The organism is Allobosea sp., assembly GCF_048595345.1.
GTDB lineage: Bacteria > Pseudomonadota > Alphaproteobacteria > Rhizobiales > Beijerinckiaceae > Allobosea.
The window spans coordinates 1-21,855 of the sequence record NZ_JBMDWH010000048.1 but is presented as its reverse complement, the minus strand read 5'-3'; the positions used below and the strand labels follow the sequence as shown (position 1 = coordinate 21,855).

General features: G+C 64.7%; 16 protein-coding genes and 2 tRNA genes. 8 read left to right on the top strand and 10 right to left on the bottom strand.

Features of this window, described 5'->3' with window-relative positions; all coding sequences use genetic code 11:
* Together clpX and lon are read left to right on the top strand one after the other, a co-directional pair.
* The coding region (gene clpX, locus ACOJTB_RS05670; protein ID WP_420101547.1) for an ATP-dependent Clp protease ATP-binding subunit ClpX at positions 1–756 on the top strand (756 nt) is incomplete at its 5' end.
* A gap of 362 nt (positions 757–1,118) precedes the next feature.
* Positions 1,119–3,545: an endopeptidase La gene (lon, locus tag ACOJTB_RS05665; RefSeq protein ID WP_420101546.1), complete on the top strand. Its 2,427-nt coding sequence runs from the start codon at positions 1,119–1,121 to the stop codon at positions 3,543–3,545.
* Positions 3,546–3,656: 111 nt separating this feature from the next.
* Here the strand turns inward: lon and ACOJTB_RS05660 are convergent.
* Positions 3,657–3,732, bottom strand: a tRNA-Val gene (locus ACOJTB_RS05660).
* Positions 3,733–4,074: 342 nt separating this feature from the next.
* Here ACOJTB_RS05660 and ACOJTB_RS05655 point away from each other — a divergent pair.
* A tRNA-Asp gene (locus ACOJTB_RS05655) sits at positions 4,075–4,151 on the top strand.
* Between the two features lie 61 nt (positions 4,152–4,212).
* Here the strand turns inward: ACOJTB_RS05655 and ACOJTB_RS05650 are convergent.
* Together ACOJTB_RS05650 and ACOJTB_RS05645 are read right to left on the bottom strand one after the other, a co-directional pair.
* A complete protein-coding gene (locus tag ACOJTB_RS05650; RefSeq protein ID WP_420101545.1) occupies positions 4,213–5,481 on the bottom strand; it encodes a hypothetical protein in 1,269 nt (422 codons plus the stop codon).
* Positions 5,482–5,948: 467 nt separating this feature from the next.
* A complete protein-coding gene (locus ACOJTB_RS05645; protein ID WP_420101544.1) occupies positions 5,949–6,971 on the bottom strand; it encodes a hypothetical protein in 1,023 nt (340 codons plus the stop codon).
* 179 nt (positions 6,972–7,150) lie between these two features.
* Between ACOJTB_RS05645 and ACOJTB_RS05640 the strand changes: the two genes are divergently transcribed.
* A complete protein-coding gene (locus ACOJTB_RS05640; RefSeq protein WP_420101543.1) occupies positions 7,151–8,200 on the top strand; it encodes an AAA family ATPase in 1,050 nt (349 codons plus the stop codon).
* Here the strand turns inward: ACOJTB_RS05640 and ACOJTB_RS05635 are convergent.
* From ACOJTB_RS05635 to ACOJTB_RS05605, 7 genes are all read right to left on the bottom strand, one after another.
* Positions 8,177–9,016, bottom strand: coding sequence for a hypothetical protein (locus ACOJTB_RS05635; protein WP_420101542.1), 840 nt, complete (start codon positions 9,014–9,016; stop codon positions 8,177–8,179). The two genes, ACOJTB_RS05640 and ACOJTB_RS05635, sit on opposite strands and share 24 nt — an antisense overlap.
* 86 nt (positions 9,017–9,102) lie before the next feature.
* Complete coding sequence (locus tag ACOJTB_RS05630) at positions 9,103–10,296, bottom strand: AAA family ATPase (RefSeq protein ID WP_420101541.1); 1,194 nt, start codon at positions 10,294–10,296, stop codon at positions 9,103–9,105.
* 8 nt (positions 10,297–10,304) lie between these two features.
* Positions 10,305–11,219, bottom strand: coding sequence for a hypothetical protein (locus tag ACOJTB_RS05625; RefSeq protein ID WP_420101540.1), 915 nt, complete (start codon positions 11,217–11,219; stop codon positions 10,305–10,307).
* Positions 11,220–11,395: 176 nt separating this feature from the next.
* Positions 11,396–12,382 carry a hypothetical protein gene (locus tag ACOJTB_RS05620; RefSeq protein WP_420101539.1) on the bottom strand — a complete coding sequence of 329 codons (987 nt, stop codon included), beginning with the start codon at positions 12,380–12,382 and terminating at the stop codon, positions 11,396–11,398.
* A 115-nt stretch (positions 12,383–12,497) separates the two neighbouring features.
* A complete protein-coding gene (locus tag ACOJTB_RS05615; RefSeq protein ID WP_420101538.1) occupies positions 12,498–13,394 on the bottom strand; it encodes a hypothetical protein in 897 nt (298 codons plus the stop codon).
* A gap of 184 nt (positions 13,395–13,578) precedes the next feature.
* On the bottom strand, positions 13,579–14,985 hold the full coding sequence (locus ACOJTB_RS05610) for an exonuclease domain-containing protein (protein WP_420101537.1): 1,407 nt from the start codon (positions 14,983–14,985) through the stop codon (positions 13,579–13,581).
* 10 nt (positions 14,986–14,995) lie between these two features.
* Complete coding sequence (locus ACOJTB_RS05605; protein WP_076442857.1) at positions 14,996–15,457, bottom strand: hypothetical protein; 462 nt, start codon at positions 15,455–15,457, stop codon at positions 14,996–14,998.
* A 672-nt stretch (positions 15,458–16,129) separates the two neighbouring features.
* On the opposite strand from ACOJTB_RS05605, the gene ACOJTB_RS05600 reads away from it, so the two are divergent.
* Genes ACOJTB_RS05600 through ACOJTB_RS05585 form a run of 4 tightly spaced genes read left to right on the top strand, consistent with a single transcriptional unit; the run spans position 16,130 to position 21,650 of the window.
* Positions 16,130–17,746, top strand: coding sequence for a restriction endonuclease subunit S (locus ACOJTB_RS05600; protein ID WP_420101536.1), 1,617 nt, complete (start codon positions 16,130–16,132; stop codon positions 17,744–17,746).
* Positions 17,736–19,346: an AAA family ATPase gene (locus tag ACOJTB_RS05595; protein ID WP_420101535.1), complete on the top strand. Its 1,611-nt coding sequence runs from the start codon at positions 17,736–17,738 to the stop codon at positions 19,344–19,346. The genes ACOJTB_RS05600 and ACOJTB_RS05595 overlap by 11 nt, the downstream gene beginning before the upstream one ends.
* Before the next feature lie 4 nt (positions 19,347–19,350).
* Positions 19,351–20,193, top strand: a complete 843-nt coding sequence (locus tag ACOJTB_RS05590; protein ID WP_420101534.1) for an HNH endonuclease family protein — start codon at positions 19,351–19,353, stop codon at positions 20,191–20,193.
* A 2-nt stretch (positions 20,194–20,195) separates the two neighbouring features.
* Positions 20,196–21,650: a type I restriction-modification system subunit M gene (locus tag ACOJTB_RS05585; protein WP_420101533.1), complete on the top strand. Its 1,455-nt coding sequence runs from the start codon at positions 20,196–20,198 to the stop codon at positions 21,648–21,650.
* The last annotated feature ends 205 nt before the right edge of the window (positions 21,651–21,855 follow it).

Below are 21,855 nucleotides of genomic sequence, written 5' to 3'. Positions count from 1 at the left end.
GTCGAGCGGGCGCAGCGCGGCATCGTCTATATCGACGAGATCGACAAGATCAGCCGCAAGTCGGACAATCCCTCGATCACCCGCGACGTCTCGGGCGAGGGCGTCCAGCAGGCGCTGCTGAAGATCATGGAAGGCACCGTCGCCTCCGTGCCGCCGCAGGGCGGGCGCAAGCATCCGCAGCAGGAGTTCCTGCAGGTCGACACCACCAATATCCTCTTCATCTGCGGCGGCGCCTTCGCCGGCCTCGACAAGATCATCTCGGGCCGCGGCAAGGGCACCTCGATCGGCTTCGGCGCTTCGGTGCAGGCGCCGGACGAGCGCCGCACCGGCGCGATCTTCCGCGAGGTCGAACCCGAGGATCTGCTGAAGTTCGGCCTGATCCCGGAATTCGTCGGCCGCCTGCCGGTTCTGGCGACGCTCGAGGATCTCGACGAGCCGGCGCTGAAGACCATCCTGACCGAGCCGAAGAACGCGCTGGTGAAGCAGTATCAGCGCCTGTTCGAGATGGAGGACACACAGCTGACCTTCACCGACGAGGCGGTCAGCCTCATTGCCCGCAAGGCGATCGAGCGGAAGACCGGCGCGCGCGGCCTGCGCTCGATCATGGAGGGCATCCTGCTCGAGACCATGTACGAGCTGCCGGGGCTGGAGGGTGTCGAGCAGGTGGTGATCGGCCCCGAGGCGGTCGAGAGCAAGGCCCGCCCGCTCTTCATCTATGCCGAGCGCGAGGACGAGACGAAGTCCGCCTCGGCCTGAGCCGGGACGGCGTGAATTGTGAAACGCGCGCCCCCGGCGCGCGTTTTGCGTTTGAGGACGCTCGACGCGCCGGCTCCGTCCGACGCTTTCGGGCCGAGCGCCCCTGACAAGGCCGGCTCTCCCCCGAGTGCTTAGCCGCAGGATTGCCGCCTTTACCCAGACGCAAGGCTGCGGTGCATGAGCCGGCGGCCTTGCTTGAAAGCCGGCGAGGAAATCGCCACCTTAGGTGCACTTGCGAGAGTCGCACGCCTATCGAGGGTGCGGTGCGCAAGGGCGGAGGAGCGAATGGTCGCCCCGGCCGCATCGTCCGAACGGTCCGCCCATCGCGGGGAAACGCCGGACGCAACTGCAAAGGAACTGCCATGACTGGCTCGACGCCACGCGCTCCCGTCGTCTCAGGCGAGACCGGCACCTACCCGGTTCTGCCTCTGCGCGATATCGTCGTATTCCCCCATATGATCGTCCCGCTCTTCGTCGGCCGCGAGAAATCCATCCGCGCGCTCGAAGAGGTGGTGAAGACCGACGGGCTCATCCTGCTGGCGACCCAGAAGAATGCCGGCGACGATGATCCGCAGCCCGGCGAGATCTACGAGATCGGCACGCTCGCCCGCGTGCTCCAGCTGCTCAAGCTGCCCGATTCCACCGTGAAGGTGCTGGTCGAGGGCGTCGGTCGCGCCAAGGCCTCGTCCTATTCCGCGGCCGAGTCCTTTTATGAGGCCGAGGCCGTCGCCCTGGCCGAGGAAGAGGGCAAGAAGGTCGAGGTCGAGGCGCTGGGCCGTTCGGTCGTCGCCGAGTTCGAGAGCTATGTGAAGCTCAACAAGAAGATCTCGGGCGAGATCGTCGCCGCCGTGACGCAGATCGACGAGCCGGCCAAGCTCGCGGACACCGTCGCCTCGCATCTGGCCGTGAAGATCGCCGACCGCCAGGCGGTGCTGGAGATCACCAGCGTGCCGCAGCGCCTCGAAAAGGTGCTCTCGCTGATGGAAAGCGAGATGTCGGTGCTGCAGGTCGAGAAGCGCATCCGCTCGCGCGTCAAGCGCCAGATGGAGAAGACGCAGCGCGAATACTATCTCAACGAGCAGATGAAGGCGATCCAGAAGGAGCTGGGCGACGGCGACGAGGGCCGCGACGAGCTGGCCGAGCTGGAAGACAAGATCGCCCGCACCAAGCTCACCAAGGAAGCCCGCGACAAGGCGATGGCGGAGCTGAAGAAGCTGCGCCAGATGTCGCCCATGTCGGCCGAGGCGACGGTGGTGCGCAATTATCTCGACTGGATGCTCGGCATTCCTTGGGGCAAGAAGTCAAAGATCAAGAAGGATCTGGCCGGCGCCCAGGCGATCCTGGACGACGATCATTTCGGCCTGGACAAGGTGAAGGACCGCATCGTCGAATATCTGGCGGTGCAGCAGCGGACCAACAAGCTCGCCGGCCCGATCCTGTGCCTCGTCGGCCCTCCGGGCGTCGGCAAGACCTCGCTCGGCAAGTCGATCGCCAAGGCGACGGGGCGTGAATTCGTGCGCATGTCGCTCGGCGGCGTGCGTGACGAGGCCGAGATCCGCGGCCATCGCCGCACCTATATCGGCTCGATGCCCGGCAAGATCATCCAGTCGATGAAGAAGGCCAAGACCGCCAACCCGCTCATCCTCCTCGACGAGATCGACAAGATGGGCCAGGACTTCCGGGGCGACCCCTCGGCGGCCCTGCTGGAGGTGCTCGACCCCGAGCAGAACGGCACCTTCAACGACCATTACCTCGAGGTCGATTACGACCTGTCGAACGTGATGTTCGTGACGACGGCGAACACGCTGAACATCCCGCCGGCCCTTCTGGACCGCATGGAAGTGATCCGCATCGCCGGCTACACCGAGGACGAGAAGACCGAGATCGCCAGGCGCCACCTGATCCCGAACGCGATCAAGAAGCACGGGCTCAACGGCGAGGAGTGGTCGATCACCGACGGCGCCTTGCAGATATTGGTGCGGCGCTACACCCGCGAGGCGGGTGTGCGTAATCTCGAGCGCGAAATCTCCAAAACGGTCCGCAAGGGCGTGAAGGACATCGTGCTCGGCAAGAAGGCGAAGGTGGTCGTCGACGAGACGCTGCTGGAGGAGTATCTCGGCCCGCCGCGCTATCGCTACGGCATGGCGGAGACGGAGGATCAGGTTGGTGTCGTTACCGGTCTGGCCTGGACCGAGGTCGGCGGCGAATTGCTGACGATCGAGGGCGTCATGGTGCCCGGCAAGGGCCGCATGACCGTCACCGGCAACCTCAAGGACGTGATGAAGGAATCGATCTCGGCGGCGGCGTCCTATGTCCGCTCGCGGGCCATCGATTTCGGCATCGAGCCGCCGCTGTTCGACCGGCGCGACATCCACGTCCACGTTCCGGAGGGCGCGACCCCGAAGGACGGCCCCTCGGCCGGCATCGCGATGGCGACGGCGATCGTCTCGATCCTGACCGGCATCCCCACCAACCGCGACGTCGCCATGACCGGCGAGGTCACGCTGCGGGGCCGGGTGCTGCCGATCGGCGGGTTGAAGGAGAAGCTCCTGGCCGCGCTGCGCGGCGGCATCAAGAAGGTGCTGATCCCGGAGGAGAACGCCAAGGATCTGGTCGATCTGCCGAAGTCCGTCCGTGACGGGCTTGAGATCGTCCCGGTCGCGCGGATGGAGCAGGTGTTGCAGCACGCGCTGACCCGCCTGCCGGTCCCGATCGTCTGGGAAGAGGATCTCAAGGCCGCCCCGCCCAAGGCCGCCGAGGAGGATTCGGCGGGCCTCGTCGCCCACTGAGCGGTCCTGTATCGACCGAAGAGAACCAAGCCGGCGCGCGAGCGCCGGCTTTTTTCATGCCGTGGCGCTGCCCTGCGGGGCGCTGCGCCATGCCGACGGGGAGGGGAGAAATGGTGGGCAGTGACGGGCTCGAACCGCCGACATCCTCGGTGTAAACGAGGCGCTCTACCAACTGAGCTAACCGCCCTTGCGCGTCGCGTTTAAGGCTTCGCGCCCGGCATCGCAAGCGCGGCGCGTCGAAGCAGGCCGTGAAGGCCCACGGCGGGCGAGTTCGCCGGTCGGCCCTGCCGCTCCCGTCGCCAGCTGCCGGGAGAGCGCGGGCGGCCCCCTGCCGCGGCAGCGCCCGGACCGGCGATTCGGATCCGTTTTCCCGCTCTGCGCCTCACCAGACCTGCCGGCGCGCGCAGCGAAACGCCCGAAAGCGGGTATTTATCCACCGGGGTGATTTTGCCGGCATCGGCCGCTTGACACTGCCGGGCCGTCGCAATACTCACCACATCGCTGACGGCGAACGCCTCAGCCGCCCAGCGCGGGCGTAGCTCAGTTGGTTAGAGTGCCGGCCTGTCACGCCGGAGGTCGCGGGTTCGAGCCCCGTCGCCCGCGCCATTTAAATCAGTAACTTAGCTCAACGGCCCTTTGGGCCATTACACTTTCTTGAGCGGGTTCATTACACTTTTCGTCCCGGTTTGTTCTTTCTGAGCTTTGCCCGGCCTTCGCGGCGGTTGGCGTCAACATCGCGGACAGTCGCGATGTTGACCGGGTTGTAGGTCTGCTGAAGGCGGTTCGAGGCGGCCAGTGTATTGGCCATCTTGGTCGAGATCGCATGGGCACTCGCGCCTCCCGCCGTGGCTTCGACGGTTCCGGATCGGCGCATGTCGGCGAGCTGCCGTGTCTCATCCGGGCCGAATTCGGCGGCACGGACAACGCGAAAGTCGAAACCGAGCTTGTTCTTAGTATAGGGAGCGGGCTGGTGAGGCTTGCCGCCCTTTGCGGTCGTGCCGCTGCCACGCGTCCGGAAGATAGGCGCGTTGGGCAAGAGTTCGAATCTGAGCGACGCAATATAGGCGTCGAGGAGCCGGGTAGCGCGCTTGCCGAGAGAGCCAGCCGCCGGCCTATTGGTCTTGGCCCGAGCGAGAGCGAAGATGGCACCGTGAAGATCATCGGCTCGCTGCCAGGTGGTCAGGGACCGAAGGTCGATGGGAGAGAGTTGGCTGTCCCATGCTGCCGCCATGAGGGCTGCGAGGCCCTTATAGCCCATTCGCCAGGCGCGTTTGCAGAGGCGGACGACTTCTCCTTCTAGCCAGATCTGCTGGCGCGGAGCAGCCGCCGAGTTAGCGATGGCGAGCGATGGATCGACCTTTCCACGGGTGTAGTTCATGGCTGCCATCTGGACCCACAAGGCCCGCCAGACCTTGATGACGCGATGGCGCTCGGTGACGGAGACCTTCTCCTCGATCTTGGGAATCAGGCCCTTCGGCTTGCCGCTGGCGGGGTCGAGTCGCAGAAAATGCTCTGGCTCGATCGTCATCGGATTCACATCGCCGAATGCGGGACCAAGCCATTTCCAGGCTCGAATCCAATCGTCGCGGCTGTCCTGATCCTTGTTGCGCTTCTCGCCTTTGGTGGCACGAGCTGCGCTGCGCAGCTTCAACACCCGATCGTATGCTTCGCCGACGCTGCCGCTCGGCCAGCGGGGCCTTGAGATCGCTTCGCCGTTGCGAATCCGATCCCATTCTTCGTTGAGGCCGATCGCCCGCGCCTTGTCCTCCGCGGTCGGATGATTCTTGCCCCCGATCACGTTGCCCTTGCTGAGGGTCGTGAATTTGAAGCCATGCGGCTTCATGCGGGCTGAAGGTTTGTATCGCCAGCGGCCTGCCATGAAGATCAGGTGGCGGATGTTGTCTGTTCCCATCTCACATACGCTCGATGCGGTCATCGACCACCTCCCGAGCGTCACGTGCTTGCTTTCCCGGGGGTAGGACGGACCTGTTGTCCATCCATTCCTCAATCTTCTTCAGGTCGTAGTGACCGGTGTCAGGGTCTGGCGAGGGGAAGCCACGAGCCATGAGGCGCGGCATCAGCTTCTCAAATTCCGCAGCTGAGAGGTGCAGACGCCGAGCTGCTTTCGCTGCTGGGACGTCCCGCGGATCTACGGCGAAACGGATACGCGCGGGGCAGGGGGCGACGGGCATTACGCCCAGCCAGCATCGAGAACGGCGACTGGCTTCATCACCAATCGGCGTTCAGCCGATCGGATGAGAAGATGGCCGAGCGAACGGTTCGCTTCGCTCCCTCTCCTGATCAGCTGGTCCACGTTTCGCGCTCCTGTCGAGGAGCGAGAGGCTGGCAAGGCGGCGCCTGTGCCGACATGAATCTAATTGGGACCGGCTTTGTTTTCCTGATTCAGGCCACGGCAGGAGGCAGGCGAAGCGTTCCACTCTGGCCTGGCTGATCACATCGACCGAGGATTTGCATCAGTGTGTCGAAGCCACAGACGGTCTCGATGCGGTCGCAAATCCATTCGAGCCCAGCATGCACCGGCACGGTGTTCGGGAAGAATTCGACCCGCCACGACCGATCGATATTCGGTGCCTCTTTGTGAAGCTTGAGAAAGCGCACAAGATCCCAGGTGATTGGTGCAGGCTCCCCGCGGGCCAGGCGACCGGCAAACACCGCCAGGTCGAACACCCTATGGTAGTCAATCGTCTCGGGAGCGCCGTGATAGCACTGCCAGATATGAGCGGCGTTAACGCCGCTGACGAAGGAGAGGAGGATCATCTGCATAACCGAGAGGTCAGGCAGATTGTCCAGCATGTCGCGGGAGATGGTCATGTCGCTGCGACGCTTGCCTTTGAAGATCTCGATCAGGGTCGCGCGAAGCCCCTTGGCCGTCGCCTGAGCGGCGTTGCGGGCACAGCCCACCAATTCGATCGCCTTGACGTGGGCATCCCGGAGCTCCTGCAGCTTTTCGGCATCACCCGCGGCAGCCAGAAGTGCGGCTTTCGCTGGGGTGAGATAGCCCCGGTAAGCGGGATCCCATTGGGCCTGGCGCTCCCGAATGTGGCGCCTGCCCTTGGTCAGCAGCGTCTCGACGGACGAAGGGCCCAGGACGACCGGCTTCAAGACGTCATGGATCGTCGCGGGAACCGCTTGACGATGTCTCGCGGCATTTGTGCGAGACACGACTGCTGCGAGCGCTACCACAACGCATTCAAGGTCGGCGACGAGGCAGCTCTGAACGCGATCCAGTTCCGTCTCGAGTTTCGTCCGAGGCTTCATTCCCTTGCTATTCCCCACATAAGGATCCGGCGCCGGCGGCGAGGTCTTGCGGAAGTGGACGGGAACGAAGTGCTGGGCGTCGCCGAGAAAGCGCAGGAATTTCGGCACCAGCCGAGGAACCGGTTCCCAGAAATCCAGAAAGCTCATGACGCAACTCCACACCCGAATCAGACGCTCGATTCTACGTGAAAGTGGAGTTCAGCTGTAGATCTTGCGCCAGGAAGCTGGGTTTCGAGCAAATTCCGTAAAATTGGATCGAATTCGCGGAAGGCGTTTTCAGGCCTGTCGACGATGCTTGCTCTCAAGAGAGGGCAGGGCAGCAGCGGATGACTGATAAGATCGATGGACCAACTGGCGGGCCATTCAGCGCTCAAGATCTCGAGGCTCGGACCTTCGCGCCATTGGAATTCATCGTCGATGGCCTGATCCCGATCGGCCTCACCGTTCTGGCCGGTGCGCCGAAAGTCGGGAAGAGCTGGCTTAGCCTCGATATCGCGCTGTCGGTCGCCAGAGGCACGGCCGTCCTCGACGAGGGAGTACATCGGTGTGGGCAGGGGGCCGTTCTCTATCTGGCGCTGGAAGACAGCGAGCGTCGCCTGCAAGGCCGCCTGAAGCAGTTATTGGGAGAAGGCCCGGCCTGGCCGCGCAATCTGTTCTTCGAGACCGCGTGGCCAAGGATGGACGCGGACGGCCTCGAGCGTCTCGATCGGTGGGTCGGCGAAACGGAGGGCGCCCGCCTGATCGTCATCGACGTCTTCCAGAAGTTCCGGTCGCTCGGCTCGCAGGCGGGTTACCAGCAGGACTATCGCGATCTGGCGAAGCTGCTGGATCTCGCGCGTAGGCGGGAGATCGGGATCATCCTGGTCCACCATCTACGCAAATCCGGTGGAGGCGACCCGTTCGAGCGCGTCACGGGCTCTGCAGGGTTTTTGGGTGTGCCCGACACGAACATGGTCCTCGATAAGGGCCGCGCCGGCACGCGGCTGCTCGCGCAGGGACGCGACATCGAAGAGTTCGTGCGGGAGGTCACGTTCGACCCCCTCGCGCTGCGTTGGCGGCTTGCTCAGCCTCGCTCGATCGTCAAATACCCGGAGAGAGCTCGCATCTTAGACATTCTGCTCGCGAGTGCCGTCCCGTCATCGGCCGGCAACATCGCGGAGCAGACCGGCCAGACCGTCAACGCCGTCAGCAGGATGCTCGGCGAGATGCTGGCTGAAGGCAAAATCGTGAAGGCTGGTTGGGGCCGGTACATTGGTAAGCCGACGGACAATTTGGCCGCGGGGAACCAGAATGCTCAGAGCGATCAGAATGATCAGAACGCTCAGAATGAGCGAAGGGCGAGGTCGCACTTATCAGGAAGCGGAACCTCGCCGTGAGTACTGACTGCGGTCACGCCAAGTCCCGGGCAGGCGGCGCGTCTTGCCCATGACCCAATCATGGATGATCCGCTCGAGGATGATCAGGAACCGATCGGAATCCTCCCCAGACGGGCGGAAGATGTAGAGCTCCTCGGCCTTGTCAATCCGGGTGACGGGACCGAAGCGGTAGCGGGTCCACCGCTGCTGTTGTTCAGGAACGAGTCCGAGCGTGGCACAATGGGCCCGGCCGTCCGGCGTCAGGAGGAAGTCGTTGAGGCTTGCGTTGCGCAGGTGACGATGGAGAAGCTTCTCGAAAACCCGCTTGCCCATGTCATGAGGGCGGCGCAGGGCGAAGAGACGTCCTTCGAGGCGGACAGGAGACCCAGGGAGGGGCTCGCGATCAGGCAGGAACTGTTGGAACGTCCAGGTCTTGAAGCCGGGCTCCTGGACATAGCCCGCAGGCGTCAGGACGTGCGACGCGTACTGGTCGCTGTCCAGCGCGTCGAGCCTGCGACGGGGATCGGCCAATTCCGTGGCCGCCAGCTTGAAGATCGGCATGTGAAGCCGATCGGCGACGTTCTTCAAGCCGCTCGAAGGAAGGTCATCGTCGAAGCTTGGACCGCATGCTGCCAGGTACGGGAAGGTCAAGGTTCCGGGCCGGTAACGCTCGATGAAGGCCGGATTGGTGAAGGCGGTATCGGGGAGCGGACGGAGGCCGGGGCCGCCGATGCGCGGCCACTGGGTCTTGAGGTAGAGGGTGACGGCAGCTGCGCTGCCGTTCGGCTGGATCCGGCGGAGGGGCCGGGCAGGCGGCCCCGGAATCGTCATCGTCATGGTCGTCCGTGTCTTTCTCTTGTGTTTGGTCGTGCCGGGCTTCTCGGGGGCACCCGCTCTCACCCTCACGCTCGTTCCCCTTCGCCCTAAGACTCCACTCGGATGAATCCGATCGGCGTCCTCGCGCTCCTCACGTCGGCAACTGCCTCTGCGGCGGCGACATCGCCGACGGTGAGGTGCCGTCGCCCGGCCTCGGCGGCGAACCCGAGCGCCAGGACAACGAGCCGGCGGATGCCGCGCGGATGGGTGCCGGCGAGCCGTGAAAGGACTGCCTCGTCCGGCTGCGCAAAGACGTCGCCATGCGCGGCGATGATCTGGGCGTTGATGCGGCTGGCGATTGCGCGCAGTGTCGCGGCGTCGGGCGGGGCCACCCTCACCACCAGGAACCGGTCTTGGATGAAGCCCGGGAGCAGGTCGAGATCGTTCGCGGTCGCGATGATCAGGCAGCGCGACAGGTTGAACGGGATGCGCACATACTCGTCGACGAGCGCGCAGGCGTTCTCCGGCTCGAGCAGGCCGAGAAGACTGTTGTAGGGCTTCTCCGTCGAGTGAGTGACGAACTTATCGATCTCATCGAGCATGACGAGCGGATTGCCGGTCTCGCCGCCGAGCAGAGCTTCGGTCAGCACGCCCATCCTCGCGCCGCGCCAGGTCGGCGGATGGCCGATGAGGAGGGCCTGCGCATCCGAGCTGGTCGCGCAGCTGAAAGCGTGTTGCTCGACCCCGAGCGCGGCGGCCAGCCTGCGGGAGAAGTGGGTCTTGCCGAGTCCCGGCGGCCCGACGAGCAGAATCGGCAGGAGGGCGAAGCCCGAACCGGCGACCATGGAGAGTGCGACAGCCCGCTCGACCAAGGCGATCACCTCGATGAATCCGGGGCATTCCGCGCGCAGGAGTGCGAGCCGCTCGCGCATGCCGGCGTCGCCGATGACGAGACGGCGCAGCGGCTCTTCGCCCGCGAGCGTCCGCAGCCGCTCCAGCCTCGTCTGCTCCTCGCCCGAGGCGGAACTGGTCGTCGTCTCACCCCCAACGAAGTCTTGGCCGGTCGCGAGCCTGATCTGCGCGAGCACGGCGGACCTGTCGAACACCGCGACCGTGGGACCGGCATTCTCGGTCGCGTCGGCGGCGACATCGCGCGGACCTGTGGCTTCCACCGGTGGCGCAGCCTTCACGCCCTGGGGACGCTGCCGGCGCAGATGGCCGAGCAGGACGCGGTTCTCGTGGTCGCGCCAGGCCTCGACGAAGGCGGCGTCCTCCGGCGGGGTGGTGTTCACGCTGTTCATGGCCGGCCTCACAGCGCGACGCCGGGAAGGACCGTCACGAAGGGCGCTCCCTGACGGGCGATGCGGCGGCCGACGCCGAGCGCGATCTCGACCAGCGCCCGCATGGAATCAGGATCATTGCCGCGTTCGGTGATGAGCTCCTCCACCTCCTGCTTCACCATGAGGTCGTCGGTGCTGCGGGCCGGCCAGAGCCCGACGCGGCACAGCTTTCCATAGGCGAGGATGTGAGCGCCGCGTGTGGCGCCGATCCAGTACGGCCCCGGCTCCTTGGGCTCCGACCAGGCCGCCATCGCGGCGAGGAGGCGCCTGGCGTCGTCGAGCAGTTCGCGGAGATCCGGCGGCGCGTTGAACCAGGCGTCAAGCGAAAGCGCGTCCTCGAGATGGTAGGTCCCGGGACCGGGTCCATTATCATTCCGCCGCGGCAGGACGTCCCCGCGGAAGCGCCGGGCCGGCTCTTCCATGCCAGCGGGAACTTGGCTGCCCGTCCGCACGGACTGTCGTAGCGCCCGGGTCATCAGCACAGGATTGTGGACGCCGCTGCCGGCCTGGTACTGCCCGGTGCGCTCCTTGGCCAGCATGACCCGGGCGAAGCGATCCTCCGCCGAGCCCGTCGGCACGAGCAACATGGCGATCTCGCCAGCATGGGCGAGGATCGCCAGCGCATTGGCCGTGTCGACGCGCTCCTCCAGCGCTGCGGGATCGGCCTCGGCAAGCGTGAGGAAGCGCTGGTACTGCAGCCCATGCACTAGCGCCCGACCGCGCAGGTCGAGCAGCGGCGGCAGACGCTCGAGCAAAGCGGCGTGGCGCTCCTGGTCGTCTGGGGTGTTGGGCAGGAGCCTCTCGATCGCGGCCAGCTCGTCGATGACAGGAATGCGGGCGGTGGAGAGCGCGAGATCGCGCAGGGTTCCGGTGATGGCGGTCATGGTGTCTCGAACTTGATTCTCGGGGGTCGGCCTTTCCGCCCCTTCGCCCCAGTTGCGATCGGCACGAAAAACGGCGCGCCTCCACGAAGAGGCGCGCCGTCGATTGGCCAACTCAGGTCCAGCCCTTTCGCCGACCCGAACGAGGCCGAGACGCAGAACCCGCCTGCAAGCGCCGATCAGACGATCTCGGTCCAGCTCGGGGTCACGGTCGCCATCCGGTCGGGATCGATGAGCCGGGCGAGCCAGACGCCATCGTCGAAGAGCACTCGCAAGCTGGCCTGCATGTGGAGCGGGTCGGAACGGCGGGCACGCCCGTCGATCACCCGCGCGACCTCGCGCCGGATGCCCTCCGCATGCGAGCGCTTCGGGACCGGCCTGATCGCGACCTGCGCGGCCGTCAGATAGGCTGCGATCAAGGCGCCCTCGGCCGCGGCCCTGAGCTCGACCGGATCGGCGCCGGCCTGGACCCGGGCGAGGTGGCGCAGCCGATCCGAGGTGTCGAAGAGACGGGTGACGAGGTCCCCGAGCCTTCCGAGATCGGGAGCGGCCTCCAGCCGGTCGATCCAACGCTGGAGCTCTCTCTGCGCCATGACCGGCGGCCCGCCGCGCGGCGGCAGGATCGTGGTCAGGTCGAAACGGCTGGCGGGCCATTCGGCCAGGCCTCGGCTTTCCGCGCCGGGCGGGCTCGGCGCGGGTGGGAGCATGAGCTCGCCTACCGCGAAGGCCGCCCGTTTGATCCGGATCCGGCGGGCAAGCTCGTTGTCGAGCATGCCGACATGGTCGTGTTCCTCCAGCAGGTGCGGGCCGGTGGTTTCCGCCAAGGCCAGCTTGGCGTCCGCGACGTCGAGGTTGTCAGCCGGCCAGATGACGGTCACGGCCTTGCAGCCGAGCGCGGCCATCGTCAGGCCGGCGGCGCACAGTCGACCCTGGGCAGGCGCGAGATCAGACAGGCGCACCCGCATCGCCTCGTCACCGAGGCGCTTGGCCTCGCGGGCGGCGAGCTTGATGTCGGGCACTGCCCTGCGAAAGGCAGCGAGCTCCGCGAGCGAGGGATTCAACCCGATCGGTGCGGTGATCGCGGCGATCGGATCGAACGCCTGGGCCAGATCGATGGAGATGGCGTGAGCCTGCGCGGTGGCAGGCAGGTCGGGCTTCTTGGTCATGTCGGAGAACGTTCCATGGGGTTACAGCCATCTGGCTGCGCGTCCCGCTCTCTCTTTGGAATCAAGACAGGCGCCGCGAGGCGCCTGCTCTTCGTCTGCCGACGATCGCGGTTTTTTAAAACGGATGCTTCGCCATCATGGCCTCGAGATGCCGGCCATGTTGCTGGGCGAGGATGAGCGCTGCCTGCTCGGGCGCAGATGCCTCGGGCACCGCTTTTTTCAGGGCCGGGTGATCGTCAGGATCGACCTCGGGATGGGTCAGCCGCAGCCGCGCGAGCGCGATGATCATCTGGAGATGCGCGCCGAAGCGCGCGGCCTCGGTTCGGCTGTGCTCCTCGGGCCCGAGATCGTCGCCGACAATCGAGGCCGCAAACCGCTGTTCCATCTCGCAGTGCCGCAGGGCCTGCGCGAGCAGCGTGTCGGCGTCGGGCTGGCCGATCAGATACTGCGCCAGAGCGGCGCGCTGCTCGATGCTGTGCATGGTCGCGCCGCTGTCGCGGCTCTGATCATCCGCCTTCCGGCCGGCATAGGCGATCGCGTCGGCGGCAATCTCGGCTGCCTCGGCGCGGTCGAGGCCGAAGGCGATCTGGGCGACTTCGTACAGCTCGTTCTCAACCCCATCCTCGAGCGTGCCGAGCACGGCATGACCCTGCTCGCGCTTGGCGTGCCGGGCGACCGCATTCCGGGCCGGGATCAGCGCGACCGCGAGCGATCCCACCACGTTCAAGCGCGCGACAGCGAAGAGCTGCAGGGCATGGTCATTGAACTGCGCCCGGCTGCTGTCTCCGACCAAGGCGATGAAGCGGGCCGTCTCTTCTGCATGATGCTTGGTCCGCCTGGTCAGGGCCGGGATCGCTGGCAGGTTCATGGCGAAGGCGGCGTAGTCGGCACGCGTCGACTCGTGGAGAGCCAAGGCCTCGAGCTCGTCGATGACGAGGCAGGGCCGGTTGTCGATCGTCAGCGACGACAGGGTGGCGGCGGTGTTCGGGCCGTGCGGCTGGCGGATGGTCATGTCTGTCTGGTCCTTGTGGAGTCTGTCTCGAGCTTCCTGGGGGTTCTGTTCCCTTCGTCTCGCTTCCCACTCCCCTCGAACCGCAAAGGGCGCGAGCCTCGCGGCCCGCGCCCCTTCTCAATTTGGCCCTGTCCAGGGCCCGGCTTGCTTCTGTGAACCTCAGGCGGGGTCCATCCGCTGCAGCTCAGGCCGCGAGCTGGAAGAACCGGCCGCGTTCGCCGAGCCAACGCTCGATCGCATCGAGAAGGGAATGGCGCGCGGCATCATCCACCTGCAGCGTCTGGCGCAAGGTCGTGATCTCGGCCCGCGCCTTCGTCAACGTGAGCCAGGGCACATCGGCCTCAGTGGTCAGCCGCTCACGCAGCCAGGCCTGGCCCTTCTGCCAGGCGATCGGCGATAGCGACTGCGATGCCTCCATCAGCATGAGCCGGTTGGCGAAGGCCTTTAGCCGCTCATCGCCGAAGCCGGCCGCGATCGCGGGCCGGTCCTCCCAGGGCGAGGCGTGCCAGCGGGCGCAGGCCCGGCCGTCGTCGTTCGAGAGAAACCCGCCCGAATACAGCGTTGCCTCGTGATGGGGCGATGGCTCGCGATCGGCGAAGCGCGCCAGCATGGCAGCGGCGAGGTTTGCACGGAAGTCGGCATGCTCGCGGATGCGGGCGGCGCGCTCGTTGTAGAGCGAAAGGTCCCGCTGATCCTCCGGCAAGGCGTGGCAGCCCTGACCGTAGGCGACCAGGATCGGCTGGGCGTTGGTCTTGACAGTCCTGATGGGCCTGACCCCGCGCGCCGAGAAGAGCGCCACGATCTCGTCGACGGGCAGGTCGAGATAGTCCGCTGGATCGACGGTGAGATCGACCGCCGCCCAGGACGTCGCGATCTCCGGGTTCGGCGTCACGCCGACCACCGGCGTCAGCTTCGAGAGGCCTCCGAGGAGGACAACGTCCCGACTGGCCAGCATCCGGCTTGCGACGCCCTTGTCAGCGAGGCCAAGCATCATTGCGGTCGTGGTCGGCGCGACATCGCGCAGATGCCGCAGCAAAGCCAGCGTCGCCTTGGTGTCGGCCATGGCGTCATGCGCGTCGTCTTCCGACAAGGCGATACCGTTGGCCCGGCAGATCTCACCGAGCTTGAAACTGGGCTTGCCGGTCGGGCCGAGCGGGATGGAGATGGCATCCGGTTCAAGCATGGCTACGGCCCGGACCATGGTGAGGAGATCGGCGCGGCGGTGGCCGTTCAACGACGTGGCATAGGGCGGCATCAGATGCGTGAAGAAGGCATGCCGGAGCATCTCCTCATCGAACTTCAGCGTGTTGTAGCCGATGATGGTCGCCGGCGCCCAGGCCTGCAGCGCCCTGGCGATGATGCCGAGCATCTCGCAGCAGGACAGCGGGGCCTGCTCGAGCTGCTCGGGACGAAGGCCCGTGGTTAGCAACGCTCCCGGTGCCGGTACGATGTGGGCCGGCAGCCGGCAGCGCAGCGAGAGCTCGCCGATCGGGCTGAGATGCGCATCGGTGTGGATCATCGCCGCCTGCAGCGGGACGTTCCAGGCGGGTTCGAGACCCGAGGTCTCGAGATCGTAGATCACGAAGGACATGGGATGATCCTCAGTGACGGCTCGGCGAGCCGCCAGGCTCGACCGGGATCTTGCTGAGGTTGATGCCGAGCTCACGGGCATCCTGCTGCATCGCGGCCTCAACCATCAACGCGGTATGCGTCCGGGCGATCTCGGCCTCGTCGAATGCCATGGCTTCGTAGACCATGATCTTGGCCTCGAAGTGTTCGGTCTTGCGCGCCGGTGCCTCGGCCAGCATGAAGGCGAAGAACCGGGCCGTCGCCCGCGCGCCCTCCGCGAGCTGCAGCGCGGTCATCTCGCCCTGATCGGGAAGGCCATCATCCGCCTGCTGCTCGAGCAGCAGCGCATGCGCCATCGCTTCCTGCCAGAGCCAGAAGAACCGCACCGGCTGATCCGTCGTCATCCTGTAGCTGCGCGCATACCGCGCCAGATGCTCCGCGCTCGGGCGCGCCTCATCGCGGGCGGTGTCGCCGCCCTCCTTCATCGTCTTCATCCCACTATCCGTCCGGGCTGATTGAAACCCGGAACGGCGCATCGGCTCAGGCTCTCGGGGGTTCCCTCGATTGGGTTCCGATACTAGGCACTGTCCTTCCTCCCGACACCATCACAAGGACGGCAACGCGCAGGTGTGGCCCATTGCTGACGTTCATGACGTCCGGTTTTAGGCAACCTAGCGCGGTTCGCTGCGGTGCAGTCCTTGTTGGCCGTAGATCGCGCTTAGAATTGGATCTGGATGGGAGTAAGAATACGGGGGTAGCGATGGTAATCGCACGGTCGGGCCGCTTCCGGCAATAGCCGCTCGCGGGGTAGCAGAGATAGTTGGATCGGGCCGGTTAGTCCTCTTTTTACGGCGTCGCCGCAGCGAAGGACTGAGCGAATTGAACAGCTCCCCATATCGGCCAGCGCGACGCGCCTTCCCGCCATTGCCTAGCTCCTCCCCACGCGTCTAAGGTACGGCCAACAACCGGACGCATTATGGGTGGCGCCGAAAGATCTCTAGATCGATCCAGCCCGGAAACCGCGCTACCGACGCAGGGCAACGACCGATATGAGCAGATCAGACGGCTCCAGCACTAACTCGACTCGCCTGCCGGATGGATGGACACTCGTAAAGGTTTCCGACGCGGGCGCTGTCCGACTGGGCCGGCAGCGTTCGCCCGATCAAATGTCAGGGGACTTTCCGACACGCTATGTCCGGGCGGCGAATATCACACCGTCGGGCCTGAACCTCGACGACCTGCTCCAGATGAACTTCACGCCCGCAGAACGCGAAGTGTTCGGGCTGCAGGTCGGTGACGTCCTGCTGACGGAAGCCTCCGGCAGCGCGAGCCAAGTCGGCCGCGCGGCGGTCTGGCGCGGAGAGGTCGAGCCGTGCTGCTACCAGAACACGGTGATCCGATTCCGTCCGCATCTCGTTACGCCGGAATTCGCGTTGCTGGTGTTCCGTTACATGGCCATCGCTGGCGTTTTCGCAGGCGCAGCCCGCGGCGTCGGCATTCAGCATCTCGGAGCATCGAGGTTCGCAGAGCTGGCCATTCCCGTCCCGCCGCTCGCCGAGCAGAAGCGTATCGTCGAGGTTGCTGATCGCCGGCTCGGAGAAATTCGTGAGGCGGAGAGGCACCTGCGGTCGGCTTTGGGGCACCTTGAGGAGCAGGTGCGGGAAATCCTGGCGGCGGCGGCAGCGGGCGAATTGGGAGATTCCCAGGCTGGAGTTCACCCGACGGACACGGGGGCGATTGCTGCTCCACCGCTGGGACAAACCAGCCTTTTCGGAGACGAGGACGCCACGCCCGATCTCGACGTATTTGGTCCCGACTTACCTCCAGACTGGCGATGGTTGCGGGTCGATCGGGCCGGCGAGGTCACACTGGGGCGTCAGCGATCGCCGCAGCATGAGCGTGGACAGCACATGCGTCCTTACCTGCGGGTGGCAAATGTCTACGAGAATCGAATCGACACGTCCGACGTGCTTCTCATGAATTTCGAACCTGCCGAGGCGGCCATATACGAACTGAAAGAGGGCGACATCCTGCTTAACGAGGGGCAGAGTCCTGAGCTTGTCGGACGTCCTGCCATCTATCGCGGGGAAGTTCCGGGTGCGTGCTTCCAAAACACCCTCATCCGATTCCGCGCCTCTAAAGAGGTCCACCCAGAATACGCGCTGATCGTATTTCGGCACTACATGCACTCCGGCGTCTTCCGCCGGATCGCGCGCTGGTCAACCAACATCGCGCATCTCGGTCTTGAGCGTTTCCGTGCCCTGCCGTTTCCGGTGCCTCCATTGGAGGAGCAGTCCGCAATCGTTGCTGAGGCTCACAGTCGTCTCGAGACGAACCGTCAACAGGCGAGCGCCGTCATCGCCTCGCTCGGACGCCTTCCCGAAATGGAGCAGGAGCTGTTCGCGGCGGCCGTGTCGGGCGAGCTGACTCCGCAAGATCCCAACGATGAGCCAGCAGCCGCTCTGAAAGCGCGGCTTGGTTCGCCAGTGCAGTCGATTGCCGCGGAGCCACGCAACGGCCCACAAGGATCAGCTATGCCGAAGAGGAAGCCACGGCCGTCGCAGCAGGCCGAACCGACGCCGGACCTTACCGCCGTGCTGCGCGAGAACGGCGGAACGCTGGCGCTGCCCGATCTGTTCGCGCTTGCCGGATACAGTCGCGATCTCCCGGAGCATGTCGAGCTTTTCTACCTGGCGCTACGAGCTGGGATAGGCACGTCGCTTCGCGTTACGGGTGACGAGTCGCTCGAGAACGCGCAGGTGGGGCTCGCAGATGCGGCTTGATGAAGTCAGGATCGGGTCGTTCAAGAACCTACGCGACCTGCACGTCGACTTCGACGAAGGGTCTCCGTACTCCGTTCTGGTCGGCGAGAACGGAGCCGGCAAGTCGAACCTGATCGAAGGTTTGGCGCTCATCTTCCGCAACTTGGACCTCGATATCGAGGCGCCGTTTGACTATGAATTGAAGTATGAATGTCGCGGGAGCGGCATCGAGATCCGGGCCAAGGCAGATCAGTATCCGACCTTCAGGATCCGGCGTGATCCGAAGAGCCAGTATGTCGATCTGCCGCGCAAGACCTTCATGTCGGAAGACAAGGACGGCCGACCTCGGCATCGACCCGCGTTCGTGTTCGGCTACTACTCTGGACCGAGCGACCGGCTGACCTCGATATTTGAAAAGCACAGAGAGCGGTTCTACAGCTGGATTATCAAAGCTCCGGAACAGCGTGGGAAGGCGATTGCCGACCCGAATTCCCTCAGACGCTTGTTTTACGCCGAAACCCTGCACGGACAGTTCGCACTGATCGCCTTCTTCATGGAGTCGAGCGCGGCCTCGAAGGAAGACCGCGACTTCCTTCGTGACCATCTGCAGATTGAGGGGCTGGACAGCGTGTTATTCGCGCTGAAGGAGCCGCCCTGGAAGCGCAAGGGCGGCGACCCGCGCTTCTGGAACGCCGTCGGCGAGGTCCAGCAGTTCCTCGCTCACCTTTATGATAAGGCCCTGCTGCCGCTTCGGATGACGAGGCGAATCCCCATTGGCCTAACCAAGAATCCGGTGGTCCAGAGCCTCTACCTATTCCTTTCGAATCCCGACGCGCTGGCCGAGGTCTACGAAAGCTACCGCGACCAGTATGCGTTCTTCACTGCGCTGGAGAGCATGCACCTGTCCAAGGTACTGGGTGAAGTTCGAACCCGGGTGAAAATGACGCCCGAGGCAGGGGGCGGTGCCGTTACATACCGGGATTTGAGCGAGGGCGAGCAACAGCTCTTGCTGGTCCTCGGGCTGCTCAAGTTCACGGCCAGAGACGAAGCCCTTTTCCTGCTCGATGAGCCCGACACTCATCTCAACCCGGCTTGGAGCACTCAGTATCTCACCTTCCTGGATCGTTTCATCCGAGGACGGGACAGCTGCCACATCGTTATGTCGACGCACGACCCGCTTGTCTTCGCCGGGCTGAAGCGCGAGCAGGTGCGCATCTTTCGCCGTGACGAGAGCGGTTGCGCGATCGCTGAGCTTCCCGATCAGGATCCGCGCGGCATGGGGGTCGCCGCTATTCTCACGAGCGACTTGTTCCGGCTGAGGACGACGCTGGACTCCGAAACTCAGGCTGATCTGGACAAGCAGCGGCTGCTCGCGATGAAGGAGGATCTCTCGCCGGACGAGCAGGCCGAGCTTGCCCGACTGCGCGAGGTGCTTCGCGGCCGTGGCTTTAATCTGACCCAGCGCGATCCGCTCTATCAGGAGTTCCTGAAAGCATGGACGGCCCAGGAGGACCCTCGCTGGCGAGAGACGGTCGAGCTGACGCCCGAGCAGCGTGAGGCGCGAAGCCAACTGGCCGCAAGGATCGTCGAAGAGCTACGCCGCGAGCAGAATGCGTCGTAGCACGATGCAGTACATCAACTTGGAGGATATCCGTCCTCACATCCGTCACCTGCTGGCCGATCTTCAAGCCGCTCAGGACGCTGTTCTGGCGGAGGGCGACCGGCGCCGGCGTAAGCAACTGATCGAAGACAATGCCTACCGGTGGACGGCGCTTCGGGAGGCATTCGAAGCGGCCTCTGGCGGCAAGTGCTGGTACACGGAGTGCAAGAGCCCGGGCGCGGACAACGACGTCGATCACTTCCGGCCAAAGGGGAAGGTTCGCGACAATCGGCAACACCCTGGCTATTACTGGCTCGCTTTCGATTGGCAAAATATGCGGTTGAGCTGCCAGCGCGCAAACCGCCCACGCGTGGCGCCAGGCGCGCGCGTGGCGGGCGGAAAATCGACTCACTTTCCGCTCCTCGCGACAGGCGTCAGGGCGAATGCGCCGGGTGACGACCTTCGCTTGGAGCACCCGGCCCTGCTGGACCCAACCGAGCCCGGTGACCCCATCCTGTTGTCGTTCCTGCCCAACGGGGAGATTGATCTCTCGCCGGAGTACCGGGGAAACCCGATCGCTGAAGCCAAGATCGACGCCAGCCGCTTAGGCTTGCATCTAAATTGGCCGAAGTTCGTCGAAGGGCGCATGACGCGATACAACGAGATCGAGCGCCTTGTTGCACGAGGCGAGCGCGAGGCCCCAGTCGACTATCTCGGCATGCCGCAGGCTAGCCAGGCGTTCAAGGACGTCATTGGTGACCTTAGGCGGCTAATCCGCCCAGACGCAGAGTATGCGGCAGCGGCGAAAGTCTACATCGAGTCCTTCAGGGACATCTGGTGGGTAAACGACGTGGTGTTGAAGCTCTGATCATGGCTGAATCCAAAACACGCGCTGATGGTGCGCAAACCCTTGTTCGGCGTCTCTGGCAGTACTGCAACATCCTGCGGGATGACGGCTTGTCTTACCCGGATTACGTCGAGCAGCTCACCTACCTGCTGTTCTTGAAAATGGCCGACGAACAGGCCGGCGGCGCTGTTCCCGACGAGCTGTCGTGGCGAGCGTTGGCTGGGCTGGACGCTGCGGAGATGCACGCGGCTTACAGCCGGATATTGCCTGCGCTCGGCGAGCGGGGGGGAATGCTCGGGCTCATCTTCGGCAACGCGAAGAACAAGATCAGAGATCCAGCCAAGCTCCGTCTGCTGGTCGTCAACTTGATCGGGCAGACAGAATGGACTGGCCTTTCCGACGACCTGAAAGGCGACGCCTACGAAGGGCTCCTGGAGAAAAACGCCCGCGACACCAAGAGCGGAGCGGGGCAGTATTTCACGCCACGGCCGCTGATAGAAGCCGTCGTCGAATGTGTTGGTCCGAGGCTGGGCGAGATCGTCTGCGATCCGGCATGTGGCACGGCAGGCTTCTTGCTGGCGGCGCATGATCATCTGCGATCGACAAACCCGACCATGACCGCTTCGCAGCGGAAGGAGCTGGCGACCAAATCGATCCGCGGCGTGGAGCTGGTCGAGGAGGTCGCTCGCCTCGCGACCATGAACTTGCTGTTGCATGGCGTGGGCGGGAACGCAGACGACGAACTGCCCATTGCATGCGAGGACAGCTTGAAGGCGCCCCCACGCCATCAAGTTGACGTCGTGCTCACCAATCCGCCCTTTGGGATTAAGGGCAGTGTGACCTATGCCCACGGTAAGTCGACGCGCGCCGATGACAGCCTGACGATCGTTCGGCCCGACTTCTGGGTCCAGACCGCCAACAAGCAGCTAAATTTCATGCAGCATATCGTGGCGCTGCTGAAACCGGGCGGCCGAGCGGCCGTGGTCATCCCGGATAACGTGCTGTTCGAAACTGGGGCGGCTGCCGCCATTCGGCGTCGCTTGGTTCAAAGCTGCCGTGTCCACACGATCCTTCGGCTTCCGCCGGGTCTGTTCTACGCCGCGGGCGTCAAATCGAACGTCGTGTTCTTCGACAAACCCAAGAAGGCCGTGGAAGGGCCTGCCGAAGCCGTCTGGGTCTATGACCTAAGATCGGACAAGCGCTTCTCGCTGCGTACGAAGCCCTTGCAGGCCGAGGACCTTCGCGAGTTCGTAACACTGTTCAAGTCGGAACATCGCGGAGACGGCGAGCGCCACCGATCGTTCGATACGCAGGCGTTATTGATTGACCCTGACTGCCGGCTCGACTTGTCCTGGGAGAGCGCTAATGCCGTTGTGCGAGCGCCTGGACTTGCCCGATTAGACGAATTGTCGTCCCTCGTGGCGGACGATCTTCGCAGGGCACTAGAGTTGATTACCAAGCCCTCTCCCGAGGCATGACGTGATCCGGCTCACGACAGAGGCAGGTACGTCTGCTTGTGGGCAGATCGATAAGTTCAGCTCCTGTGAAGGGTTTCGGATGCCGGCCCGCGCGAGCGGGTTTGGGCCGGGCTGAGGGCCGGCGTCCGAAAGCCTCCAGGGGAAGAACCCGCGGCCCGGGGCTGTGCGCTATGGGGATTTCGCCGAGCGGCGTGGTTGGCGGGCT